The 18,500-nt window shown below is 71.3% G+C and carries 17 protein-coding genes and 1 riboswitch; of the genes, 9 read left to right on the top strand and 8 right to left on the bottom strand.

Translation table 11 applies throughout. The features are described from left to right. The first annotated feature begins 258 nt into the window (after window positions 1-258). Window positions 259-368, top strand: a riboswitch (glycine riboswitch). A 198-nt stretch (window positions 369-566) separates the two neighbouring features. The 8 genes from gcvT (at window position 567) to GHC57_RS08255 (ending at window position 9,740) form a co-directional block, all read left to right on the top strand. Then, a complete protein-coding gene (gene gcvT / locus GHC57_RS08290) occupies window positions 567-1,685 on the top strand; it encodes a glycine cleavage system aminomethyltransferase GcvT (RefSeq protein WP_170294761.1) in 1,119 nt (372 codons plus the stop codon). Between the two features lie 51 nt (window positions 1,686-1,736). After that, window positions 1,737-2,114 (top strand): glycine cleavage system protein GcvH, encoded by a 378-nt coding sequence (gene gcvH, locus GHC57_RS08285; RefSeq protein WP_153343079.1) that lies wholly within the window; start codon window positions 1,737-1,739, stop codon window positions 2,112-2,114. Between the two features lie 157 nt (window positions 2,115-2,271). Then, window positions 2,272-3,627 (top strand): aminomethyl-transferring glycine dehydrogenase subunit GcvPA, encoded by a 1,356-nt coding sequence (gcvPA, locus tag GHC57_RS08280; RefSeq protein WP_153343077.1) that lies wholly within the window; start codon window positions 2,272-2,274, stop codon window positions 3,625-3,627. Beyond that, entirely contained in the window at window positions 3,624-5,138 is a 1,515-nt protein-coding gene (gene gcvPB / locus GHC57_RS08275; RefSeq protein ID WP_153343075.1) for an aminomethyl-transferring glycine dehydrogenase subunit GcvPB, read from the top strand. Before gcvPA ends, gcvPB begins: the two co-directional genes overlap by 4 nt. Before the next feature lie 362 nt (window positions 5,139-5,500). Continuing rightward, the gene (locus GHC57_RS08270) at window positions 5,501-6,307 is read left to right on the top strand and encodes an alpha/beta hydrolase (protein ID WP_153343073.1); all 807 of its coding nucleotides are present in this window, start codon (window positions 5,501-5,503) and stop codon (window positions 6,305-6,307) included. Between the two features lie 57 nt (window positions 6,308-6,364). Further along, entirely contained in the window at window positions 6,365-6,736 is a 372-nt protein-coding gene (locus GHC57_RS08265) for a response regulator transcription factor (RefSeq protein ID WP_153343071.1), read from the top strand. After that, on the top strand, window positions 6,733-7,035 hold the full coding sequence (locus GHC57_RS08260) for a hypothetical protein (RefSeq protein WP_153343069.1): 303 nt from the start codon (window positions 6,733-6,735) through the stop codon (window positions 7,033-7,035). Before GHC57_RS08265 ends, GHC57_RS08260 begins: the two co-directional genes overlap by 4 nt. Next, a complete protein-coding gene (locus tag GHC57_RS08255) occupies window positions 7,032-9,740 on the top strand; it encodes a sensor histidine kinase (RefSeq protein WP_246152212.1) in 2,709 nt (902 codons plus the stop codon). Before GHC57_RS08260 ends, GHC57_RS08255 begins: the two co-directional genes overlap by 4 nt. Before the next feature lie 11 nt (window positions 9,741-9,751). Here GHC57_RS08255 and GHC57_RS08250 read toward each other — a convergent pair whose 3' ends face one another. The 5 genes from GHC57_RS08250 to GHC57_RS08230 form a co-directional block, all read right to left on the bottom strand. Further along, complete coding sequence (locus tag GHC57_RS08250) at window positions 9,752-10,468, bottom strand: ABC transporter ATP-binding protein (protein WP_153343067.1); 717 nt, start codon at window positions 10,466-10,468, stop codon at window positions 9,752-9,754. Next, entirely contained in the window at window positions 10,453-11,226 is a 774-nt protein-coding gene (locus tag GHC57_RS08245) for an ABC transporter ATP-binding protein (protein WP_153343065.1), read from the bottom strand. The genes GHC57_RS08250 and GHC57_RS08245 overlap by 16 nt, the downstream gene beginning before the upstream one ends. Next, window positions 11,223-12,254, bottom strand: coding sequence for a branched-chain amino acid ABC transporter permease (locus GHC57_RS08240; RefSeq protein ID WP_153343063.1), 1,032 nt, complete (start codon window positions 12,252-12,254; stop codon window positions 11,223-11,225). The genes GHC57_RS08245 and GHC57_RS08240 overlap by 4 nt, the downstream gene beginning before the upstream one ends. After that, on the bottom strand, window positions 12,247-13,161 hold the full coding sequence (locus tag GHC57_RS08235) for a branched-chain amino acid ABC transporter permease (RefSeq protein ID WP_153343061.1): 915 nt from the start codon (window positions 13,159-13,161) through the stop codon (window positions 12,247-12,249). The genes GHC57_RS08240 and GHC57_RS08235 overlap by 8 nt, the downstream gene beginning before the upstream one ends. 208 nt (window positions 13,162-13,369) lie before the next feature. Further along, window positions 13,370-14,578: an ABC transporter substrate-binding protein gene (locus GHC57_RS08230; RefSeq protein WP_211369149.1), complete on the bottom strand. Its 1,209-nt coding sequence runs from the start codon at window positions 14,576-14,578 to the stop codon at window positions 13,370-13,372. A 290-nt stretch (window positions 14,579-14,868) separates the two neighbouring features. Here GHC57_RS08230 and GHC57_RS08225 point away from each other — a divergent pair, with 290 nt between their 5' ends. Beyond that, window positions 14,869-15,420, top strand: coding sequence for a MamS/MamX family magnetosome protein (locus GHC57_RS08225; RefSeq protein WP_153343059.1), 552 nt, complete (start codon window positions 14,869-14,871; stop codon window positions 15,418-15,420). Window positions 15,421-15,445: 25 nt separating this feature from the next. On the opposite strand, the gene GHC57_RS08220 is transcribed toward GHC57_RS08225, so the two are convergent. From GHC57_RS08220 to GHC57_RS08210, 3 genes are all read right to left on the bottom strand, one after another. Beyond that, a complete protein-coding gene (locus tag GHC57_RS08220; protein WP_153343057.1) occupies window positions 15,446-16,462 on the bottom strand; it encodes a DnaJ C-terminal domain-containing protein in 1,017 nt (338 codons plus the stop codon). 113 nt (window positions 16,463-16,575) lie between these two features. Continuing rightward, window positions 16,576-17,064 (bottom strand): peptide-methionine (S)-S-oxide reductase MsrA, encoded by a 489-nt coding sequence (gene msrA, locus GHC57_RS08215; RefSeq protein ID WP_153343055.1) that lies wholly within the window; start codon window positions 17,062-17,064, stop codon window positions 16,576-16,578. Between the two features lie 96 nt (window positions 17,065-17,160). Then, on the bottom strand, window positions 17,161-18,366 hold the full coding sequence (locus GHC57_RS08210) for an MFS transporter (RefSeq protein ID WP_153343053.1): 1,206 nt from the start codon (window positions 18,364-18,366) through the stop codon (window positions 17,161-17,163). Window positions 18,367-18,500 lie beyond the last annotated feature (134 nt).

Genomic DNA, 18,500 nt, shown 5'->3' with positions numbered 1-18,500 from the left:
CCGGATCGCGGATCACGATGACAACGGGCAAAGACCCCATCCTGAGACGATCACACGATCCGGTGCGGGGCCCCGGGTGGCCACCCGGGGCCCCGCAACCCGGCATCTCCACAATGCCACAAATCAAACAGACAATCCTGAAGGAGCGCAGCGACTGATACCGGCCGGCGCGATCCCGTGACCCGGAACCTGTTGCCCTGTCCGCCTGCCCGGTTGACCTTGCGCCCGGCATCCCTATTCTTGAAAGCAGATACCCGGACCGTCCGCGTGGGAGAGACCGGACCGCGCCCCCCGATGGGAGGCCGGCCCCGGCGCCGAAGGAGCAACCGCCCCCGGAAACTCTCAGGCAAAAGGACCGCGCGGCACGCGGGACTCTGGAAAGCGGGCCCCTGCCGCCACGGCGGGGCCTCACCGAAGATGAAAGCCGTCGCCGGGATTCGTGCCGGCGCGGTCAATCTTTCAGGTTCCATGACAGAGGGGGGCAGACGACCGCCGGCATCACGCCGGTGGCGCTGACTCTCGAAGAGGCGGCCCGCGCCGCCCGCTGTGACAAGGGAACCGCCATCGTGTCCGAGTCCACTCCGTCCGACGACTCCCTCCGCACCACCCCGCTCGACGCCCTGCACCGATCGCTGGGCGCGAAGATGGTGCCGTTCGCCGGCTACGCCATGCCGGTGCAGTACCCCGCCGGCGTGCTCAAGGAGCACCTGCACACCCGCGCCCGCGCGGGGCTGTTCGATGTCTCGCACATGGGTCAGGTCCACATCACGGGCGACGACCCGGCCGGCGCCCTGGAACGGCTGGTGCCGGGCGCCATCCGCCCGCTCAAGCCGGGCCGACAGAAGTACACCCTGCTGACGCGCGACGACGGCGGCATCCTGGACGACCTGATGGTGGCCAACGCCGGCAGCCACCTGTTCGCGGTGCTCAACGCGGCCTGCAAGGCGGCCGACATCAGCCACCTGCGCGCCCACCTGCCGGACGTCGAGATCCTCGAACTGACGGACCGCGCGCTGCTCGCCCTGCAGGGGCCGGAGGCGGCGGCGGTGCTGGCCGGGCTGGCCCCGGTGGTCGCCGACATGCGCTTCATGGATGCCCGCGCGGTCGAGATCCTGGGCCGGGACTGCTTCGTGACCCGCTCCGGCTACACCGGCGAGGACGGCTTCGAGATCAGCGTGCCGGCCGAGGGGGCCGAGCGGCTGGCCCGCGCCCTGCTGGAGCATGAGGCCGTGGAACCCGTCGGCCTGGGCGCGCGCGATTCGCTGCGCCTGGAGGCGGGGCTGTGCCTGTACGGGTCCGACATCGACACCACGACCACGCCGGTCGAAGCCGATCTGGCCTGGACCATCGGCAAGGCCCGGCGCGAGACCGGGGACTTCCCCGGCGCCGCGCACATCCTGGAGCACCTGCGGGACGGTCCGCCGCGCAAGCGGGTCGGGCTGCGCCCCGAGGGCCGCGCACCCGCCCGCGCCGGCACGGCCATCCACGCGCCCGGCGGCGATGCCGTGGGCACGATCACCAGCGGCGGATTCGGTCCGACCGTGGAGGGTCCGATCGCCATGGGCTACGTCCCGACGGCCCTGGCCGAGCCTGGGACGGCCGTCGAGCTGATGGTGCGCGGCCGCGCGCTGCCGGCTCGCGTCGTCGCCCTGCCCTTCACGCCGCCGCGTCAGCACCGGGGCTGAGCCGGTGCCACCAGACCCAAACTCATCCGACAACAGGGGGTTTTCGCCATCATGAGCACGCTGTACTTCACCGAGGATCACGAATGGGTCGCCGTGGACGGGAATACCGCCACCGTGGGCGTGACCGACTACGCGCAGAAACAGCTCGGCGACGTGGTGTTCGTCGAGGTCCCGGAGGCCGGCAAGGTGCTGGCCAAGGGCGACGAGGCCGCCGTGATCGAATCGGTCAAGGCCGCCAGCGAGGTCTATGCGCCGGTCACCGGCACCGTGACCGAAGGCAACACCGACCTGGCCGAAACCCCGGCCACCGTCAACGACTCGCCCATGGACGACGGCTGGTTCTTCCGCATGTCGCTGGACGATGCGAGCGAACTGGACGACCTGATGGACGAGGCCGCCTACGCCGCGTTCGTCGCCAGCCTCGATTGATCCCGACCGGCGCTCCGACCGCCAAAGCAAACCAGGAGCGATCCTGGACCGAATACCACAGGCCCCCGCATCGGACCGCCGCACCGCGCGAGACGGCGCCCCGGCGATCCGATGCGGGACGGTCGGCTTCGTTTATCCTGTCCAAGGACTCCGCCCCATGCGCTACCTGCCCCTGACCGACGAGGACCGCCGCGCCATGCTGGCGCGCATCGGCGCCGCCTCGGTCGATGACCTGTTTTCCGATGTGCCCGCCGCCGCCTGGACGGCGCCCGAGGGCTTCGACGCCCTGCCCCCCCATGCCACCGAAATGGCGGTGGAACGCCAGCTCTCCGCGCTGGCCGCCCGCAACGTGCCAGCCGGATCGGTGCCGTGCTTCCTGGGGGCCGGGGCCTACCGCCACCACATCCCGGCGTCGGTGGACCACCTGATCCAGCGGGGCGAGTTCCTGACCGCCTACACGCCCTATCAGCCCGAGGTCAGCCAGGGCACCCTGCAGACCCTGTTCGAGTTCCAGACCCAGGTCGCGCTGATTACGGGGATGGAGGTGGCCAACGCCTCCATGTACGACGCCGCCACCGGCGTGGCCGAGGCCGCCGCCATGGCCTGCCGCATCACCCGACGCAAGCACGTGCTGGTCTCGGGCGGCGTGCATCCGCACTACGGCGCGGTCACGGAATCGTTCCTGCGCTACACCGACATCGCCACCGAGGTGCTGGACCCCAACCCGCTGGGGATCGAGGACCTGATGGGCCGCGTGTCGGAAAAAACCGCCTGCGTGATCGTCCAGAACCCGGACTTCTTCGGCAATCTGGCCGACCTGTCGGCGCTGGCGGCCGAGTGCCACGCCCTGGGCGCGCTGCTGGTCGTCGCGGTGGCCGAGCCGGTCTCGCTGGGGCTGGTCACGCCGCCGGGCGAAATGGGGGCCGACATCGTCGTCGGCGAGGGCCACGCCATCGGCAGCCCGCTGAACTTCGGCGGCCCGGGCGTGGGCCTGTTCGCCAGCCGCAAGAAGTTCGTCCGCCACATGCCGGGCCGTCTGGCCGGCGAGACCGTGGACGAGGACGGCCGGCGCGGCTGGGTGCTCACCCTGTCCACGCGCGAGCAGCACATCCGCCGCGAAAAGGCCACGTCCAACATCTGCACCAACTCGGGGCTGATCGCGCTGGCCTGGACCATCCACATGACGCTGCTGGGCGAGGCCGGGTTCACCAAGCTCGCGCGCCTGAACCACATGAAGGCGGTGGAGATGGTGGAGCGCCTGGAGCAGGTGCCCGGCCTGCAGGTCATGACCCGCCAGTTCTTCAACGAAGTGCTGGTGCGTCTGCCGGGCCACGACGCCGCCGGGATCGTCGAGACCCTGGCGGAGCGGGGCATCCTGGCCGGCGTGCCGCTGTCGCGCTTCCACCCCAACTATCCGGAGTTGGCGGACGCCCTGCTGCTGTGCGCCACCGAGACCACCGAGACCCAGGACATCGACGCCCTGGCGAACGCCCTGACGGAGGTTCTGCGATGACCGGCGACATGGCCACCGTGACCGGCAACCGCGGCCTCGTGATCGAGGAGCCGTTGATCTTCGAACAGGGCAGCCCGGCCAAGTGCGGCGTGGACCTGCCCGACCCCGCCGACAAGCCGGACCGTCTGGGCGGGCTGGCCCGCAGCGGCGCCATCGGCCTGCCGGGCCTGAGCGAGCCGGAAGTGGTGCGCCACTACACCCGGCTGTCGCAGAAGAACTACGCCATCGACGCCGGGTTCTATCCGCTCGGGTCGTGCACCATGAAGCACAACCCGCGCCTGAACGAGCGCATGGCGCGCCTGCCCGGGTTCGCCGACCTGCATCCGTTCCAGCCGCAGGCCACCGTTCAGGGCGCGCTTGCGGTGATGCACCATCTGTCGGACTGGCTGCTCGGCCTGACGGGCATGGAAGCGGTGGCGCTCTCGCCCGCCGCCGGGGCCCACGGCGAGTTGTGCGGCATGCAGGCGGTGCGCGCCGCCCTGGACGCCCGGGGCGAGGACCATCGCCGCACCGTGCTGGTGCCGGACTCGGCGCACGGCACCAACCCGGCGACGGCCGCCCTGTGCGGCTTCAAGGTGCGCGGCATCCCCGGCGACGCAACCGGCCGGGTGGACGTGGCGGCGTTCAAGGCGGCGCTCGACGACACCGTGGCCGGGGTGATGCTGACCAACCCCAACACCTGCGGCCTGTTCGAGCGCGACATGGTGGAGCTGGCCGAGGCCGTGCACGCCGCCGGGGCGTACTTCTACCTCGACGGCGCCAACTTCAACGCCATCGTCGGCCGGGTGAAGATCGCCGACCTCGGCGTGGACGCCATGCACATCAACCTGCACAAGACGTTCTCCACGCCGCACGGCGGCGGCGGCCCGGGCGCCGGCCCCACGGTGCTGAGCGCCGCCCTGGCCCCGTTCGCCCCCCTGCCGCACGTGGTGGCCGAGGGCGACGGCGTCCGGCTGATCGAGCACATCGAGGGCGACATGCAGCCCTTCGGCCGCATGAAGGGCTTCCACGGCCAGTTCGGCGTGTTCGTGCGCGCCCTGTCCTACATGATGAGCCTGGGCCGCGACGGCCTGCGGCAGGCCTCGGGCGATGCGGTGCTGAACGCCAACTACCTGATGGCCCGCCTGGGCGACACACTCACGGCCTCGTTCGAGGGACCGTGCATGCACGAAGCCCTGTTCGACGACCGCTTCCTGAAGGGCACCGGGGTGTCCACGCTCGATTTCGCCAAGGCGATGATCGACGAGGGCTTCCACCCCATGACCATGTACTTCCCGCTGGTGGTGCACGGCGCCATGCTGATGGAGCCGACGGAGACGGAAAGCCGCGAGACCCTGGACGCCTTCTGCGACGCCGTGCTGGCGCTGGCCGCCAAGGCCAGGGCCGGGGACGCGGCGTTCTTCACCGAGGCCCCGCGCCACACCCCGCGCCGACGCCTGGACGAGACCAAGGCGGCCCGCACCCCGGTGCTGCGGTGGGAACCCCCGGCCCCGGCCCGGGCGGCGGAATGATCCGTCGGCGCGGGCGGGCGCCCAGGGCCGTGCGCGGCACGCCGCCTGCGTCCGTCTGGTGCCTTCGGATGGTCGGGGCGCCGCGTCCTCGACGCGTGCTGTCCGGACTCCCTCCCCTGGCAAGGGGAGGGGTGGGGAGAGGCAAAGGCCCGGACACGCAAACCCATCAAGTGCCGCCCTTGCCCCCTCCCACCCTCCCCCCTACCGCTTATCACGTTCACACATCTCAAAGCGGTGCACGGACAGACGGGCGTGTGCCGGACGGGGCTTGCAGCCCCGTCCGGACCGTTTTTTCTTGCGACAGGGATGAACGGTCCGGGCGGGAGTACAACGCCCGCCCGGCCTGGTGGCTTGCCCTGGCTGTGGCCGGGCTGCTGGCCGCCTGCGCCACCGGGTCGGGTGTGCCCGACCGCGCCACGCTGGAGGCCCAGGCCCGCGCGCATGGGTTCGAGCGCCTGACGGTCGGGGACCCGGCCCTGCCGCTGGTCGCCTGGCTGCGGCCCGGGACCGTCCCCGAGGGCGGCACCCTGACCGTGGTGATCGAGGGCGACGGCGCCGCTTGGCCGCGCCGGGACCGCCCGCCCGCCGACCCCACGCCGGCCCGTCCGGTGGGCCTGGGCCTCGCCCTGGCCGACCCCGCACCGGCGGTCGCCGCTCTGGCCCGTCCGTGCCAATACCACCGCCCGGCCGCCTGCACGGTCGCGCTGTGGACCACCGAGCGCTTTTCCGATGAAGCGGTCCGGTTGGCCGACGCCGCCCTGGACGACCTGCGCCAACGTACCGGGGCCGAAACCCTCCGCCTGGTGGGCTACTCGGGCGGGGCGCACATCGCCGCCCGGCTCGCAGCGGCGCGGCACGACGTCACGACGCTGGAGACCGTGGCCGGCGTGCTCGACCCCGCCGCCTGGACCGCCCATCACGGGGTCACCCCCCTGCCCCCGCTGCCGCCCGACACCCGGGCCGCCCTGGCCCGCCTGCCGGACCAGCGCCACTGGATCGGCGCCGAGGACCGCATCGTGCCGCCCGATCTGGCGCGCGGCGTGCTGGAGCGCCTGGGGCGCGGCGACACGGCGCGGGTGGTGCCGGGCTTCGATCACGCCTGCTGCTGGGGAGAGGCTTGGTCCGATCTGACGCGCACGCCCTTTGTCATCCCTCCCCCATCCCGCTAACATGGCGCCAACACGCCGGGTTACGGCGGTTCGCGAAGGAACACGGGGAGAAGAGGCTTGGCCACGCGCCTGCTGATTGCCGAGGACGAACCGAGCATTCTGGAATCGCTGGTCTTCATTCTGGGCCGGGAGGGCTATGACATCGTCACCGCCCGGGACGGTCAGGACGCGCTCGACCGCCTGAAGGAGGCGGACGCGCCCGGCTTGGTGATCCTGGACGTGATGCTGCCCACCCTGAGCGGGTTCGACGTGCTGAAGGCCGTGCGCGCCGATCCGGCGCTGGCCGCGGTGCCCGTGCTGATGCTGACCGCCAAGGGCCAGGCCCGCGACCGCCAGATGGCCGAGCAGATGGGGGCGAGCGTGTTCATCGCCAAGCCGTTCTCCAACCAGGACGTGGTGCGGGCGGCGCGCCAGTTGGCCGCGCCGTGAGACCGCCCGCGCCCGCCGGTGAGTCCGACCCGGACCGCGCGGCCGGCGCCGCCGCGCCTTTGGATCCGCCGGGCCCGCCCGGAACCGCGCCCCGACGCTGGCGGGATCTGGCGATCCTGCTGCCCGTGTTCGGCACCCTGCTGCTGATGCCGCCCATCGTCGCCCTGACCGTGCCCGGCGGCATGCTGTGGGGCATTCCGGCGATCGTCCTGTACCTGTTCGGGGTCTGGGCGCTGCTGATCGTCACCGCCGCGCTGACGGCGGCGGCGTTGCGGAGCGCGCCGGAGGACGACGCATGATGACCGAGGCGGTCGAGTTCGCGCTCATCGCCGCGCTGGCCTATGTGGCGCTGCTGTTCGCCCTGGCCTGGATCGTGGACCGGCGCGCCGCCCAGAACCGGATGCGCTGGCTGCGCTCGCCCATCGTCTACACGCTGTCGATCTCGGTCTACTGCACGTCCTGGACGTTCTACGGCGCCGTCGGCTCGGCGGTGCGCGGCGGCCTGGAGTTCGTGACCATCTACCTGGGCCCGACGCTGATGTTCGTCGGCTGGTGGCTGCTGCTGCGAAAGCTGGTGCGGATCGGCCGCGTCTACCACATCACCTCCATCGCCGACCTGATCTCGTCGCGCTTCGGCAAGAGCGAGGTGCTGGGCGTCCTGGTCACCCTGATCGCGGTGGCGGCGGCCACGCCCTACATCGCGCTGCAGCTCAAGGCCGTCACCACCAGCTATCAGGTGATCGCCGGCATTCCGCTGGACCGGATCGACTTCCGCGCCGGCTTCTGGGTCGCGGTCGGCATGGCGGCCTTCACCATCCTGTTCGGCACCCGCACCCTGGACGCCAACGAGCGCCACCACGGCGTGGTCGCCGCCATCGCCCTGGAGGCGTTGGTCAAGCTGCTGGCGCTGGTGGCGGTGGGGGTGTTCGTCGTCTTCGGGCTGTTCGAGGGACCGGGCCACCTGTTCGCCCACGCGCCCGAGGGCTACCTGCATTCCGAGGACGTGTTCGGGCCGCGCTGGATCACGCTCATCGTGCTGTCGGCGGCGGCGGTCGTCTGCCTGCCCCGGCAGTTCCAGGTGGTGGTGGTGGAGAACGAGAACGAACGCCACCTGGCCACCGCCTCGTGGCTGTTCCCGGCCTATCTGTTCCTGATGTCGGTCTTCACGCTGCCGATCGCCATCGCCGGCATGACGCTGTTGCCGGGCCACGGCGACCCGGACATGTTCGTGCTGACCCTGCCGTTGCAGGCGGAGGCCGAGGCGCTGGCCCTGCTGGCCTTCCTGGGCGGGTTCTCGTCGGCGACATCGATGATTATCGTCTCGTCCATCGCCCTGTCCACGATGGTCTCGAACCACATCGTGGCCCCGCTGGCCGTGCGGCTGTTCCGCCACCGCACCCGGGCGAGCGGAGACGTGCGCGGGCTGCTGCTGACCTCGCGCCGCATCGCCATCGGCACGCTGATCCTGTTCGGGTTCCTCTATTTCCGCGTCAGCGGGCAGTCCGACGCCCTGGCCGCCATCGGCCTGATCGCCTTCGTCGGCGTGGCCCAGTTCCTGCCGAGCATCATCGGCGGGCTGTACTGGCCGCAGGCCAACGGACGCGGCGCGCTGTGGGGGCTGGGGGCCGGGTTCGTGGTGTGGATGTACACCCTCGGCCTGCCCAGCCTGGAGGACGGCGGCCCGCTCGGCCCGGAGACCCTGCTGTATGGCCCGTTCGGGATCGGGGTGCTGAAGCCCGAGGCGCTGTTGGGCCTGGACGGTCTGGACCCCCTGGTGCACGCCACCTTCTGGAGCCTGACCGCCAACACCCTGCTGTTCATCCTGGGCTCGCTGAGCCGCGCGCCGCGCCCGCTGGAATGGCTGCAGGCGCGCCAGTTCGTGGACGTGTTCCGGGGCGGCGGCCTGGGCGCGGAGCCGGCCGGGCCGCGCTTCCACCGCACCGCCACCAGCGAGGACCTGTTCATTCTCGCCCAGCGCATCCTGGGCGCGGCCCCGGCGCACGACCTGTTCGAGACCTTCGCCCGCCGCCAGGGGCTGGCGCAGGGCCTGCCGCTGCCCACCCCGGAGCTGATCGAGGACCTGGAACGCCGGCTGGCGGGCAGCGTGGGCGGCGCGTCGGCCCGGGCCATGATGGCCCAGGTGGCCGGCGGCGAGGAGGTCAGCATCGACGAGCTGGTCAGCATCGCCGACGAGACCGCGCGGATCATGCGCTACAGTCAGGCGCTGGAGCGCAAGTCGGAGGAACTGGAGACCACCGCCCGCCAGTTGCGCGAGGCCAACGCCCGCCTGCGCGAGATCGACCGCCAGAAGGACGACTTTCTGGGCCAGGTCAGCCACGAGGTGCGCACCCCCATGACCGCCATCCGGTCGTTCTCGGAGATCCTGCGCACCTCCGACGACCTGGAGAGCGAGCAGGCCCGCCGCTTCGTCACCATCATCCATGACGAGAGCCTGCGGCTGACCCGCCTGCTCGACGAGATCCTGGACATGCGCGTGGTGGAACGCGGCGAAATCCCCATCAACCTGGAGCCCATCGAACCCGACGCCGTGCTGGATCAGGCGGTGCAGACCTGCGAGGGGCTGCGCGGCGCCGCCGCCGTGCGCATCACCGTGGGTGCTCAGGCCGGGCCGGTGCGGGTGGCGGCCGACCCGGACCGGCTGCGGCAGGTGTTCATCAACCTGCTGTCCAACGCCGTGCGCCACAACGACAAGGACCCGGTCGAGATCGCGGTGGAAAGCCGGGTCGTGGACGGCGTCTCCTACGAGGCCGTCGTCTCCGACAACGGCCCGGGCGTCGCGCCGCCGGACCGGGACCGGGTGTTCTCGCTGTTCTCGGCCACCTGGACCCGCGCGGGGGAGAAGGGCGCCGGGCTGGGACTCGCCATCAGCCGGGGCATCATGCACCGCATGCACGGCGACCTCACCCTGGACGACAGCCCCCCCGGCACGGGCGCGCGCTTTCGGGTCACCCTGCCGGTCACGACGGAGGACCCGCCGCCGTGAGGCCCCCCGAACTACACCCCCAGGTGCCGGTGTTGCAGGTCGGGGTTGGCCATCAGGGCGGCCGGGGTGCCGTCCCAGACCACGCGGCCCTTTTCCAGGATGGTCATGCGATCCGCGATGCGGGCCAGCGCGGCCACGGTCTTGTCGATCACCAGGATGGACAGGCCCTCGCCCTTCAGGCGCGCCAGCACGGCCCAGATCTGGTCGCGGATGACGGGGGCGAGGCCCTCGGTCGCCTCGTCCAGGATCAGCAGGGCGGGGTTGGTCATCAGCGCCCGGCCGATGGCGAGCATCTGCTGTTCCCCGCCCGAAAGCTGGTTGCCCATGCTGTCGGCGCGCTCGGCCAGACGGGGGAACAGCGCGGTGACCCGATCGAGCGTCCAGGGCGCGCCCCCCTGTCCGGGGGCGGGCGGGCGCGCGGTGGCCACCAGGTTCTCGATCACCGAGAGGGTGGGGAAGATGCGCCGGCCCTCCGGCACCAGCCCCAGCCCCAGCGCGGCGATGCGGTGCGGCGCCAAGCCCGCCAGGTCCCGCCCGCGAAAGGCCACCCGCCCCGCCGTCACCGGCATCAACCCCATGATGGTGCGCACGGTGGTGGTCTTGCCCATGCCGTTGCGGCCCATCAGGGCGACCACCTGGCCCTCGTCCACCGTCAGGTCCACGCCGAACAGCACGGGGGTGGAGCCGTGGGCGGCCGCGACGCCCTCCAGGGTCAGCAGGGCTGGCATGCCACCCCCTCCTCGCCCAGGTAGGCGGCGATCACCGCCGGATCGGCGCGCACCGCCTCCGGGTCGCCCGTGGCCAGCACGCGGCCGCCGTCCAGCACGGTGATGCGGTCGGCCAGGGCGAAGACCACGTCCATGTCGTGCTCGACCAGCAGCATGGCGACGGTGCCCTTCAGGCCCTGCAGGACCTCGACCATGCGCGCCGAGTCCTCACCGCCCATGCCGGCCATGGGCTCGTCGAGCAGCAGCAGGCGCGGATGACCGGCCAGCGCCATCGCCAGTTCCAGCTTGCGCTTCTCGCCGTGGGAGAGCGCCCCGGCCGCGCGTCCGGCCACCGCCGCCAGCCCCACGCGGGTGAGCATGGCGCGGGCGGGGTCGCGCAGGCGGGCGTCCCGCCGGGCGTTGCGGATCAGGCGGAAACTGTGCCCGGCGTGGGCCTGGACGGCCAGCGCCACGTTGTCCAGCACCGAGAAGTCCGGCAGCACCGAGGTGATCTGGAACGACCGCCCCAGCCCCAGCAGCGCGCGGCGGTGGACGGGCAGGTGGGAGATCTCGCGCCCATCCAGGCGGATGCGGCCGTCGTCGGGCTTCAGTTCGCCCGCGATCTGGGCCACGGCCGTGGTCTTGCCCGCGCCGTTGGGACCGATCAGGGCGTGGACCTCGCCCGGCATCACGGTGAACGACAGCGCGTCCGACGCGGTGACCCCGCCGAACGCCTTGGACAGGCCCTCCACCTCCAGCAGCGGTCCCGGCGCCCTCATGAGGCCCCCTCCCCGTCCGCATCGGCATGCCGGCGCGGCCCGATCACCCAGCCGTGCAGGCCGGCGCGGGCGTACAGCACCACCAGCACCAGCACCGGCCCCAGGATGACCCGCCAGTGCTCGGTGACGCCCGCGAGGACCTCTTCCAGGCCCATCAGCACGAAGGCCCCCAGCACCGGCCCGACCAGCGTGCCCATGCCGCCCAGGATCACCACCACCAGCAGTTCGCCGGAGTGGGTCCAGTGCAGCAGCGTGGGCGAGACGAACTCGGCCTGGTTCACCGACAGCACGCCCGCCAGGCCCGCCACCGCCCCCGCCAGCGTGAACGCGGCGAGCCGGTAGCGCGTGACCGGCACGCCCAGCGCCCGCATGCGGCGCTCGTTCTGGCGCGCCCCCTGGAGCACGAGGCCGAAGCGGCTGTCCACCAGACGGCGGAAGGCCAGCACCACCACCGCCAGCAGGCCCAGGCAGACGTAATAGAACGTCTCGCGGTCGGCCAGCAGGTCGGTGCCCGCCACCGTGTTGCGGCCCCACAGGGTCAGGCCGTCATCGCCGCCGTAGGCCTGCAGCGAGACCAGCAGGTAATAGAGCATCTGGGCGAAGGCGAGGGTAATCATGATGAAGTGGATGCCGCCGGTCCGCAGCGACAGCACCCCGATCAGCAGCGCCGCCACGGCCGAGACCGCCATGGCCAGCGGCCAGACAATGAGCGCCTCGTTCATCCCCGGCACGGCGAGGCCGAACAGCATCAGCGGGTCGCCCATGAAGGCGTGATGCGCGAGGATCCCGGTCACATAGCCGCCCACACCCACGAACGCCGCGTGACCGAAGCTAACCATGCCGCCGTAGCCCAGGATCAGGTCCAGGCTCACCGCCGCCAGGGCCAGGATCAGCACGCGCGTGGCCAGGGTGACGTAGAACGGCTCGTCGATCAGGGTCAGCAGCGGCGGCAGCAGGGCCAGCGCCAGCAGGCCCAGCAGGTGCAGGCCCAGACGGACCCGGGGGGAGAGGGGCGCGCGCTCAGCCATGGCCGGGGAACAGTCCCTTGGGGCGCCAGACCAGCACGGCGGCCATCAGGATGTAGACCGACATGGTGGACAGGCTGGTCCCCGCCCCGTCGGCCGTCGCCCGGTCCAGGACCAGGGCCAGCAGGTCGGGCAGGAAGGCGCGGCCCAGGGTGTCCACCACCCCGACCAACAGCGCGCCGATCAGGGCCCCTCGGACCGAGCCGATGCCGCCGATCACCACCACGACGAAGGTCAGGATCAGGATACTCTCGCCCATGCCGGCCTCCACGGCCAGGATCGGTCCGGCCATGGCCCCGGCGAGGCCCGCCAGCATGGCCCCCAGCGCAAAGACGCCCGTGTACAGAAGGGCGATGTCGATGCCCAGGGCGCCGGCCGTCTCGCGGTCGCTGGCCCCGGCGCGGATGCGCATGCCCAGGCGGGTGCGGGTGATGAGATACCACAGCCCCAGCGCCACCAGCAGGCCCACGGCGATGATGACCAGCCGGAACACGGGATAGGGCGCGCCCGGCAGCACCTCGACCGTGCCGGCCAGGGCGTCCGGCACGTTCATGAACAGGGGCTGGCGGCCCCACAGGATCACCATCAGGTCGTTGAAGAACAGGATCAGCCCGAACGTGGCCAGCACCTGATCCAGGTGCTCGCGGGCGTACAGGCGGGCCATGACCACGCGCTCTATGATGGCACCCGTCAAGGCCGCCGCCGGCAGCGCCGCCGCCAGCCCGAGGAGGAAACTGTCGGTGTGCAGGGTGACGGTGGCGGCCACATAGGCCCCGATCATGTATAGCGAACCGTGGGCGAGGTTGATGAGCCCCATGATGCCGAACACCAGGGTGAGCCCGGAGGCCATCAGGAACAGCATCACGCCAAGCTGGAGCCCGTTCAGGACCTGTTCAACGAAAAGGAGCATCAGATATGCGGCGAGTCTGTCACGGGGACGGGAAAGGGTCTGATCGAAACCGGGTCACCCCGACCTGCCGGGTCCCGTAGGGCGGGTTCGCGCCGAAGGCGCAACCCGCCGGAGAGCGGCGAGGGATCTCGGGGGGCAGCATCCCAAGGCCCGAGATCCCTCGGTCCCTCTCGGTCCCTCGGGATGACGTGATGGAGTGCGGCCGCCCCTACTCCATGGAGCATTCGGCGGCGTAGGCATCCACTTGGTCGGTGAAGATGGTGCCCTGCACCTCGTTGCGCAGGGTGCCGTCCGCCTGCATCACCGCCTTGCGCAGGTAGATGTTCTGGACCGGGAAGTTGTTGACGCCGAATTTGAACGGCCCGCGCGGGCTCTCGAACTCGGCCGTCTTGAGCGCGGCGGCGAAGGCGTCCAGGTCCGACAGGTCGCCGCCGGTGGCCTCCAGCGCGGCCCCGATGGCCAGGGCGGCGTCGTAGCCCTGCTGGGAGTAGATGGTCGGCACGGCGTCGTATTCGGCCATATAAGCCTCGACGAAGGCGTGGTTGACCGGGTTGTCCAGGTCCGGGCTCCACTGGGCCGAGTTCAGCATGCCCTCGGCGGCCTCGCCCACCGCGTTCAACAGCTTGTGGTCGGCGGAGAACGCGGAGCCGATCAACTGCACGCTCTCGCCCAGGCCGGACTGGTGGAACTGCTTCATGAAGTTGATGCCCATGCCGCCGGGCAGGAAGAAGAACACGCCGTCCGGGTCGGCATCGCGGATGGCGGCGATCTCGGCGGCGTAGTCGGACTGGCCGAGCTGGGTATAGGTCTCGCCCACCGGCTCGCCGTCATAGAACCGCTTGAAGCCGGCCAGGGCATCCTTGCCCGCCGGGTAGTTGGGGGCGAGGATGAAGACCTTCTCCAGGCCGGCGTCGGTGGCGTACTGGCCCATGGCCTCGTGCAGGTTGTCGTTCTGCCAGGCGACGTTGAAGTGGTACGGGTGGCAGCCCTTGCCGGCCATCTGGGACGGCCCGGAATTGGGGCTGACGTAGATCACGCCGTCCTTGACCACCTTGGGCATCACGGCGAGGCCCACGTTCGAGAAGATGATGCCGGTCATGATCCTGACGCCGTCGCGCTCGATGAAGCGGTCGGCGATCTCGCGGCCCTTGCCGGGGTCGCGGTCGTCGTCCTCGACCAGCAGCTCCACCGGCACGCCGCCCAGGGCGCCGCCGCCCTGCTTGATCGCCAGCATGAAGCCGTCGCGCACGTCGGCGCCCAGATAGCCGGCCTTGGTGGACAGCGTGGTGACCATGCCGATCCTGACGGGCTCGTCTGCGGCAAAGGCATGGGACGCGGCGCCGCCCAGCGCCAGGGGCACGGACAGCATGGCGGCCAGCGCGGCGCGCCGGGCGGATGTGCGGACGGATCGGCTCATCGGTGACAACCCCCTGTTCGACGTGTCTTTTCGACCTGTGTCGGCCCGGACCGCCCCCGCGGCCCCGGCGCCTGGATCAGACATACCGGAAAGCCAACGGCGATGCCAGCGGCCGTTGCCTGCCGACGAACGGTCGCGCCGGCGGCCCGCACGCGCGGCCGCAAGCCCGACTCGTGCTGTCGGCTTTGCGGGCGCGCTCGGGCGCTGTCCTTGCCCCGCTGGATGACTCGGCGGATCATGGACTCTGTCGGCCGACATGGCGCCGGCCGACATGGCAATGGGAGGCCACCATGCGTCGTTCGTCCTTTGTGACTCTGGGACTGTATACCGCCCTTGCCGCCGCCACACTTGCCGCGCCCGCCGCGGCCCAGCGCGGGATGGGAGAGGCCCAGGGCCTGACCCGGCAGGGGGCCACCCTGCCGATGACCATGCTGTCCGGCGTGGTGCGGGATCTTAAGATCGACACCTGTGAACAGACCACCGGCCGGGCCGTGACCGGCGTCCATGCCATCGTCGAGACGCCCGACCACGGCACCGTCAATCTGCATCTGGGGCCGGCCGTGGCCCTGGAGGACCTGACCGCCCACCTGCAGCCCGGCGAGGACCTCAGCGCAGAAGCCTTCCGCACCGACATCATGCCGGCGGACGCCTTCGTTGCGCGCACCGTGACCGTGGACGGCACGACCTTTGAACTGCGCGGCCCGACTCTGCGGCCGCACTGGGCCATCGGTCCGGGCGGCGGCCCCAAGGGTGGGGCCGGCATGGGGCGCGGCGGGGGAGTCGGCCAGGGTATGGGCCAGGGCCAGGGTATGGGCCGGAGCGGCCGCCCCTGCTGGTGGTAGCGCGTGAGGGACCGGCTCCGGACGGTCAGCCTTCCGGGGCCGTGTCCTCCAGGCCGGTCCGCACGTCCGCCGCGCCCTCGGGCCGCCACTTTCGGGCGAAGGCCTTGAGCGCGTCGTCCTTCGGGTCCTCCAGGACGACCCGCAGCCGCACGAGCTGGTCGCCGCGCGCGTCGATGGGGCCATCCGCCTTGGGCAGACCCTTGCCGCGCAGCCGCAGGGTGGCGCCGGTGTTGGAGCCCTCGGGCACGGTCACCGCCACCCGGCCGTCCACGGTGGGCACGGTGATCTTGCCGCCCAGCACGGCCTCGCGCAGGCTCACTGGCACCTCGGCGATGATGTCGTCGCCTTGGGCCGAGAACACCGGGTGCGGGCGCACCACGATTTCGACCAGCGCGTCCCCGGCGTCGCCGCCCTGGGGCGAGGCGTGGCCCTGCCCGCGCAGGCGCAGCGTGGTGCCGCCGGTGCAGGCCTGCGGCACGCGCACCTTCAGGGTCTTGCCGTTGGCGAGCGAGATCTGGCGGCGGGCCCCCAGCGCGGCCTCCTCGAACGAGACCGTCAGCCGATAGCGGGCATCGCCGCCCCGGGCCGGTTCCGCCCCGCCGCTGCCCTTGCGCTTGGCGGACTGGGCGCGGGCGAAGATGTCGTCGAAGCTGTTGGCGCCCTTGAACAGGTCCTCGAAACGGAAGTGCATCCCTGCATCGTCACCGCCGGCCGCGCCGCGCGGCCCCGCGCCGCCGCCGAAGGCGCTGCGGAAGTGGCTGCCGAAGCCGCCGCCGCGCCCGCCGGTGTGATGGCGGAAACCGAACGGGCGCTCATGGCCGTCGGCGTCGATCTCGCCCCGGTCGAAGCGGGCCCGCTTGTCCGGGTCCGAGAGCAGGCCATAGGCGGCGCTCAGTTCCTTGAAGCGGTCCTCGGCCCGGGGGTCCTGGGTGTTGACGTCAGGGTGCATCGTGCGGGCGCGCTTCCGGTACGCCCGCTTGATGTCGTCGGCGGAGGCGTCCTTGGCGACGCCCAGCACACTGTAAGGGTCCGTTGTGGCCATCGTTGCAAACCGCAGGATTGAACGCTGACCGTCAATATAGGGCGGAGACGCCGCGCCCGCCAGCGACCGGGATCACGACCCGACGTCCGGAAGCCTCCGCGCGGCGTGATGCGTCACGCTCTCAAGCTGGCGCCGCACGCACGATACCCGCGCTTTTCCAGATACTGCTGGTGATACTCCTCGGCCGGCCAGAAGTCGCCGGCCGGTTCGATCACGGTGGCGATGGGCCGCCGGTAGCGCCCGGAGGCGGCGAGCGTCGCCCGGCTGGCCTCGGCGGCGGCGGTCTGGCTGGCGTCGTGGGTGAAGATGACGCTGCGGTACTGGCTGCCCACGTCCGGCCCCTGGCGGTTCATCTGGGTGGGGTCGTGGCTCTCCCAGAACACCACAAGAAGCGCCTCGTAGCTCACCACGGCCGGGTCGTATTCCACCCGCACGACTTCGGCGTGGCCGGTCGTGTCGGTGCAGACCTGCTGATAGGTCGGAGTGGCCACGTGCCCGCCGGCATAGCCCACGGCGGTGGAGATCACGCCGTCCGTGTTGCGGAAGGCCAGTTCGACGCCCCAGAAGCAGCCGGCGCCGAAGGTCGCGTATCGCGTCGTCATGGGACCTCGCTCGTCCTGGTCGGGGCGGCCCCGCCGTACAGGGACCGCCGTCGTCAGGCATATGGGCGGCCCGCCCCTCCCGGGCAAGCCCGCCGGCTACTCCGCCGCGGCCGTCGCGGCGGGCAGCGGGTCCGACCGCTCGCGCGGCAGCCGCACCAGGGCGATCAGCACCAGCGCGGCCAGGCTGGACAGCAGCAGGAACAGCACCGTGAAGTCGCCGGTCGCCGCCCGGATCCAGGCCACCAGGGGCACCGCGAGCCCGCTGATCCCGAACGCCAGCACGAACTTGAGCCCGTAAGCGGTGGAGCGCCACGACGGCGGCGTGTACCGGGCGAGCAGGCTGTTCTCCGCCGGCAACGCGCCGATGTTGAACGAGACCATCATCAGCATGACCAGCAGCAGCGGCAGGCCCACTGCCGTCGCCGCCATCGCCAGAACCGGCACCTGCAGCACGTACATCGAGACATAGACGGTCTTCAGCGGGAAGCGGTCCGCCAGATGCCCGGTCACGATCTGGAACAGCCCGGCCACCCCGTAGACGATCATGACCCCCAGGCCGACGCCGCTGGCGCCCTCGCCCAGCAGCCCGCCCAGGCGCTCGTCGAACACCTTGGGCATGCTGGCCTGAGTCGCCTGATAGATCAGGCCGCCCACCAGCATGGTCATGGCGATGATGATGTAGACCCGGGCGGTGTCGCGCCGGTCCGGCGTCGGATCGGTGCGCGCCTCGGTCCGGGTCTCGATGATAACGCCCGTCAGCACCAGCCAGATGAAACCGAACCCGATCAGCACCGTGACGGCCCCCGGAATCAGGAACGCCGAGCGCCAGCCGAAGGCGTCGATCAGCACGCCCGCCAGCACGCCGCCCAGGGCCGGCCCGAAGCCGCCGAACGCGCCGTTGATCCCCAGCGCCTTGCCCCGGTTGACGGCCGTGCGCACCAGCCAGGCGATGCCCACCGGGTGATAGATCGAGCCGAACAGGCCCAGCACCCCCAGGGCGATGGCCATTTCCAGCGGACTGGTCGCCAGCCCGGCCCAGATGGCCCCGCCGCCGATGCCCAGGAAGTACAGCGCCATCATGCCGGTGGCGCTCCAGCGGTCGCCCAGCCATCCCGTGAACGGGGCCGCGATGCCGAACAGCAGCTTACCGCCCAGGATGAGCGCCAGCGACGCCTCGTAGGAAATGCCGAACTGCGCCGGCAGCACCAGAGCGACGACGTAGAAGATCGGCTCGAAGATATGACTGATGGAGTGCCCGACGCAGGAGAAACCCAGCGCCGTGCGAGCCTGCACGGGAGTCATGGTCGGTGTCCTTCGGACTCAAGACTGGATGGCCGAGCCATCCGTTTGGTCTTTTGTCGCACCCGGCGGGGCGGGGCGCAAGGCGGCCGCTGGGACGACGCCTGTTTTCGATCGGGCATCTCAGCGCGTGCCGG

This window comes from Roseospira navarrensis (assembly GCF_009601025.1).
Classification (GTDB): Bacteria; Pseudomonadota; Alphaproteobacteria; order Rhodospirillales; family Rhodospirillaceae; genus Rhodospira; species Rhodospira navarrensis.
The sequence above is the reverse complement of the archived record's forward strand: the minus strand, read 5'-3'. Positions and strand labels throughout refer to the sequence as shown.

Excerpts from the sequence above, each read along its gene's own strand:
- GHC57_RS08220 (WP_153343057.1), bottom strand. The coding sequence starts at position 16,462 with ATGGCCACAACGGACCCTTACAGTGTGCTGGGCGTCGCCAAGGACGCC.
- gcvH (WP_153343079.1), top strand. The coding sequence starts at position 1,737 with ATGAGCACGCTGTACTTCACCGAGGATCACGAATGGGTCGCCGTGGAC.
- GHC57_RS08240 (WP_153343063.1), bottom strand. The coding sequence starts at position 12,254 with ATGGCTGAGCGCGCGCCCCTCTCCCCCCGGGTCCGTCTGGGCCTGCAC.
- gcvPA (WP_153343077.1), top strand. The coding sequence starts at position 2,272 with ATGCGCTACCTGCCCCTGACCGACGAGGACCGCCGCGCCATGCTGGCG.
- GHC57_RS08230 (WP_211369149.1), bottom strand. The coding sequence starts at position 14,578 with ATGAGCCGATCCGTCCGCACATCCGCCCGGCGCGCCGCGCTGGCCGCC.
- GHC57_RS08235 (WP_153343061.1), bottom strand. The coding sequence starts at position 13,161 with ATGCTCCTTTTCGTTGAACAGGTCCTGAACGGGCTCCAGCTTGGCGTG.
- GHC57_RS08245 (WP_153343065.1), bottom strand. The coding sequence starts at position 11,226 with ATGAGGGCGCCGGGACCGCTGCTGGAGGTGGAGGGCCTGTCCAAGGCG.
- GHC57_RS08250 (WP_153343067.1), bottom strand. The coding sequence starts at position 10,468 with ATGCCAGCCCTGCTGACCCTGGAGGGCGTCGCGGCCGCCCACGGCTCC.
- GHC57_RS08210 (WP_153343053.1), bottom strand. The coding sequence starts at position 18,366 with ATGACTCCCGTGCAGGCTCGCACGGCGCTGGGTTTCTCCTGCGTCGGG.
- msrA (WP_153343055.1), bottom strand. The coding sequence starts at position 17,064 with ATGACGACGCGATACGCGACCTTCGGCGCCGGCTGCTTCTGGGGCGTC.
- GHC57_RS08225 (WP_153343059.1), top strand. The coding sequence starts at position 14,869 with ATGCGTCGTTCGTCCTTTGTGACTCTGGGACTGTATACCGCCCTTGCC.
- gcvPB (WP_153343075.1), top strand. The coding sequence starts at position 3,624 with ATGACCGGCGACATGGCCACCGTGACCGGCAACCGCGGCCTCGTGATC.
- GHC57_RS08255 (WP_246152212.1), top strand. The coding sequence starts at position 7,032 with ATGATGACCGAGGCGGTCGAGTTCGCGCTCATCGCCGCGCTGGCCTAT.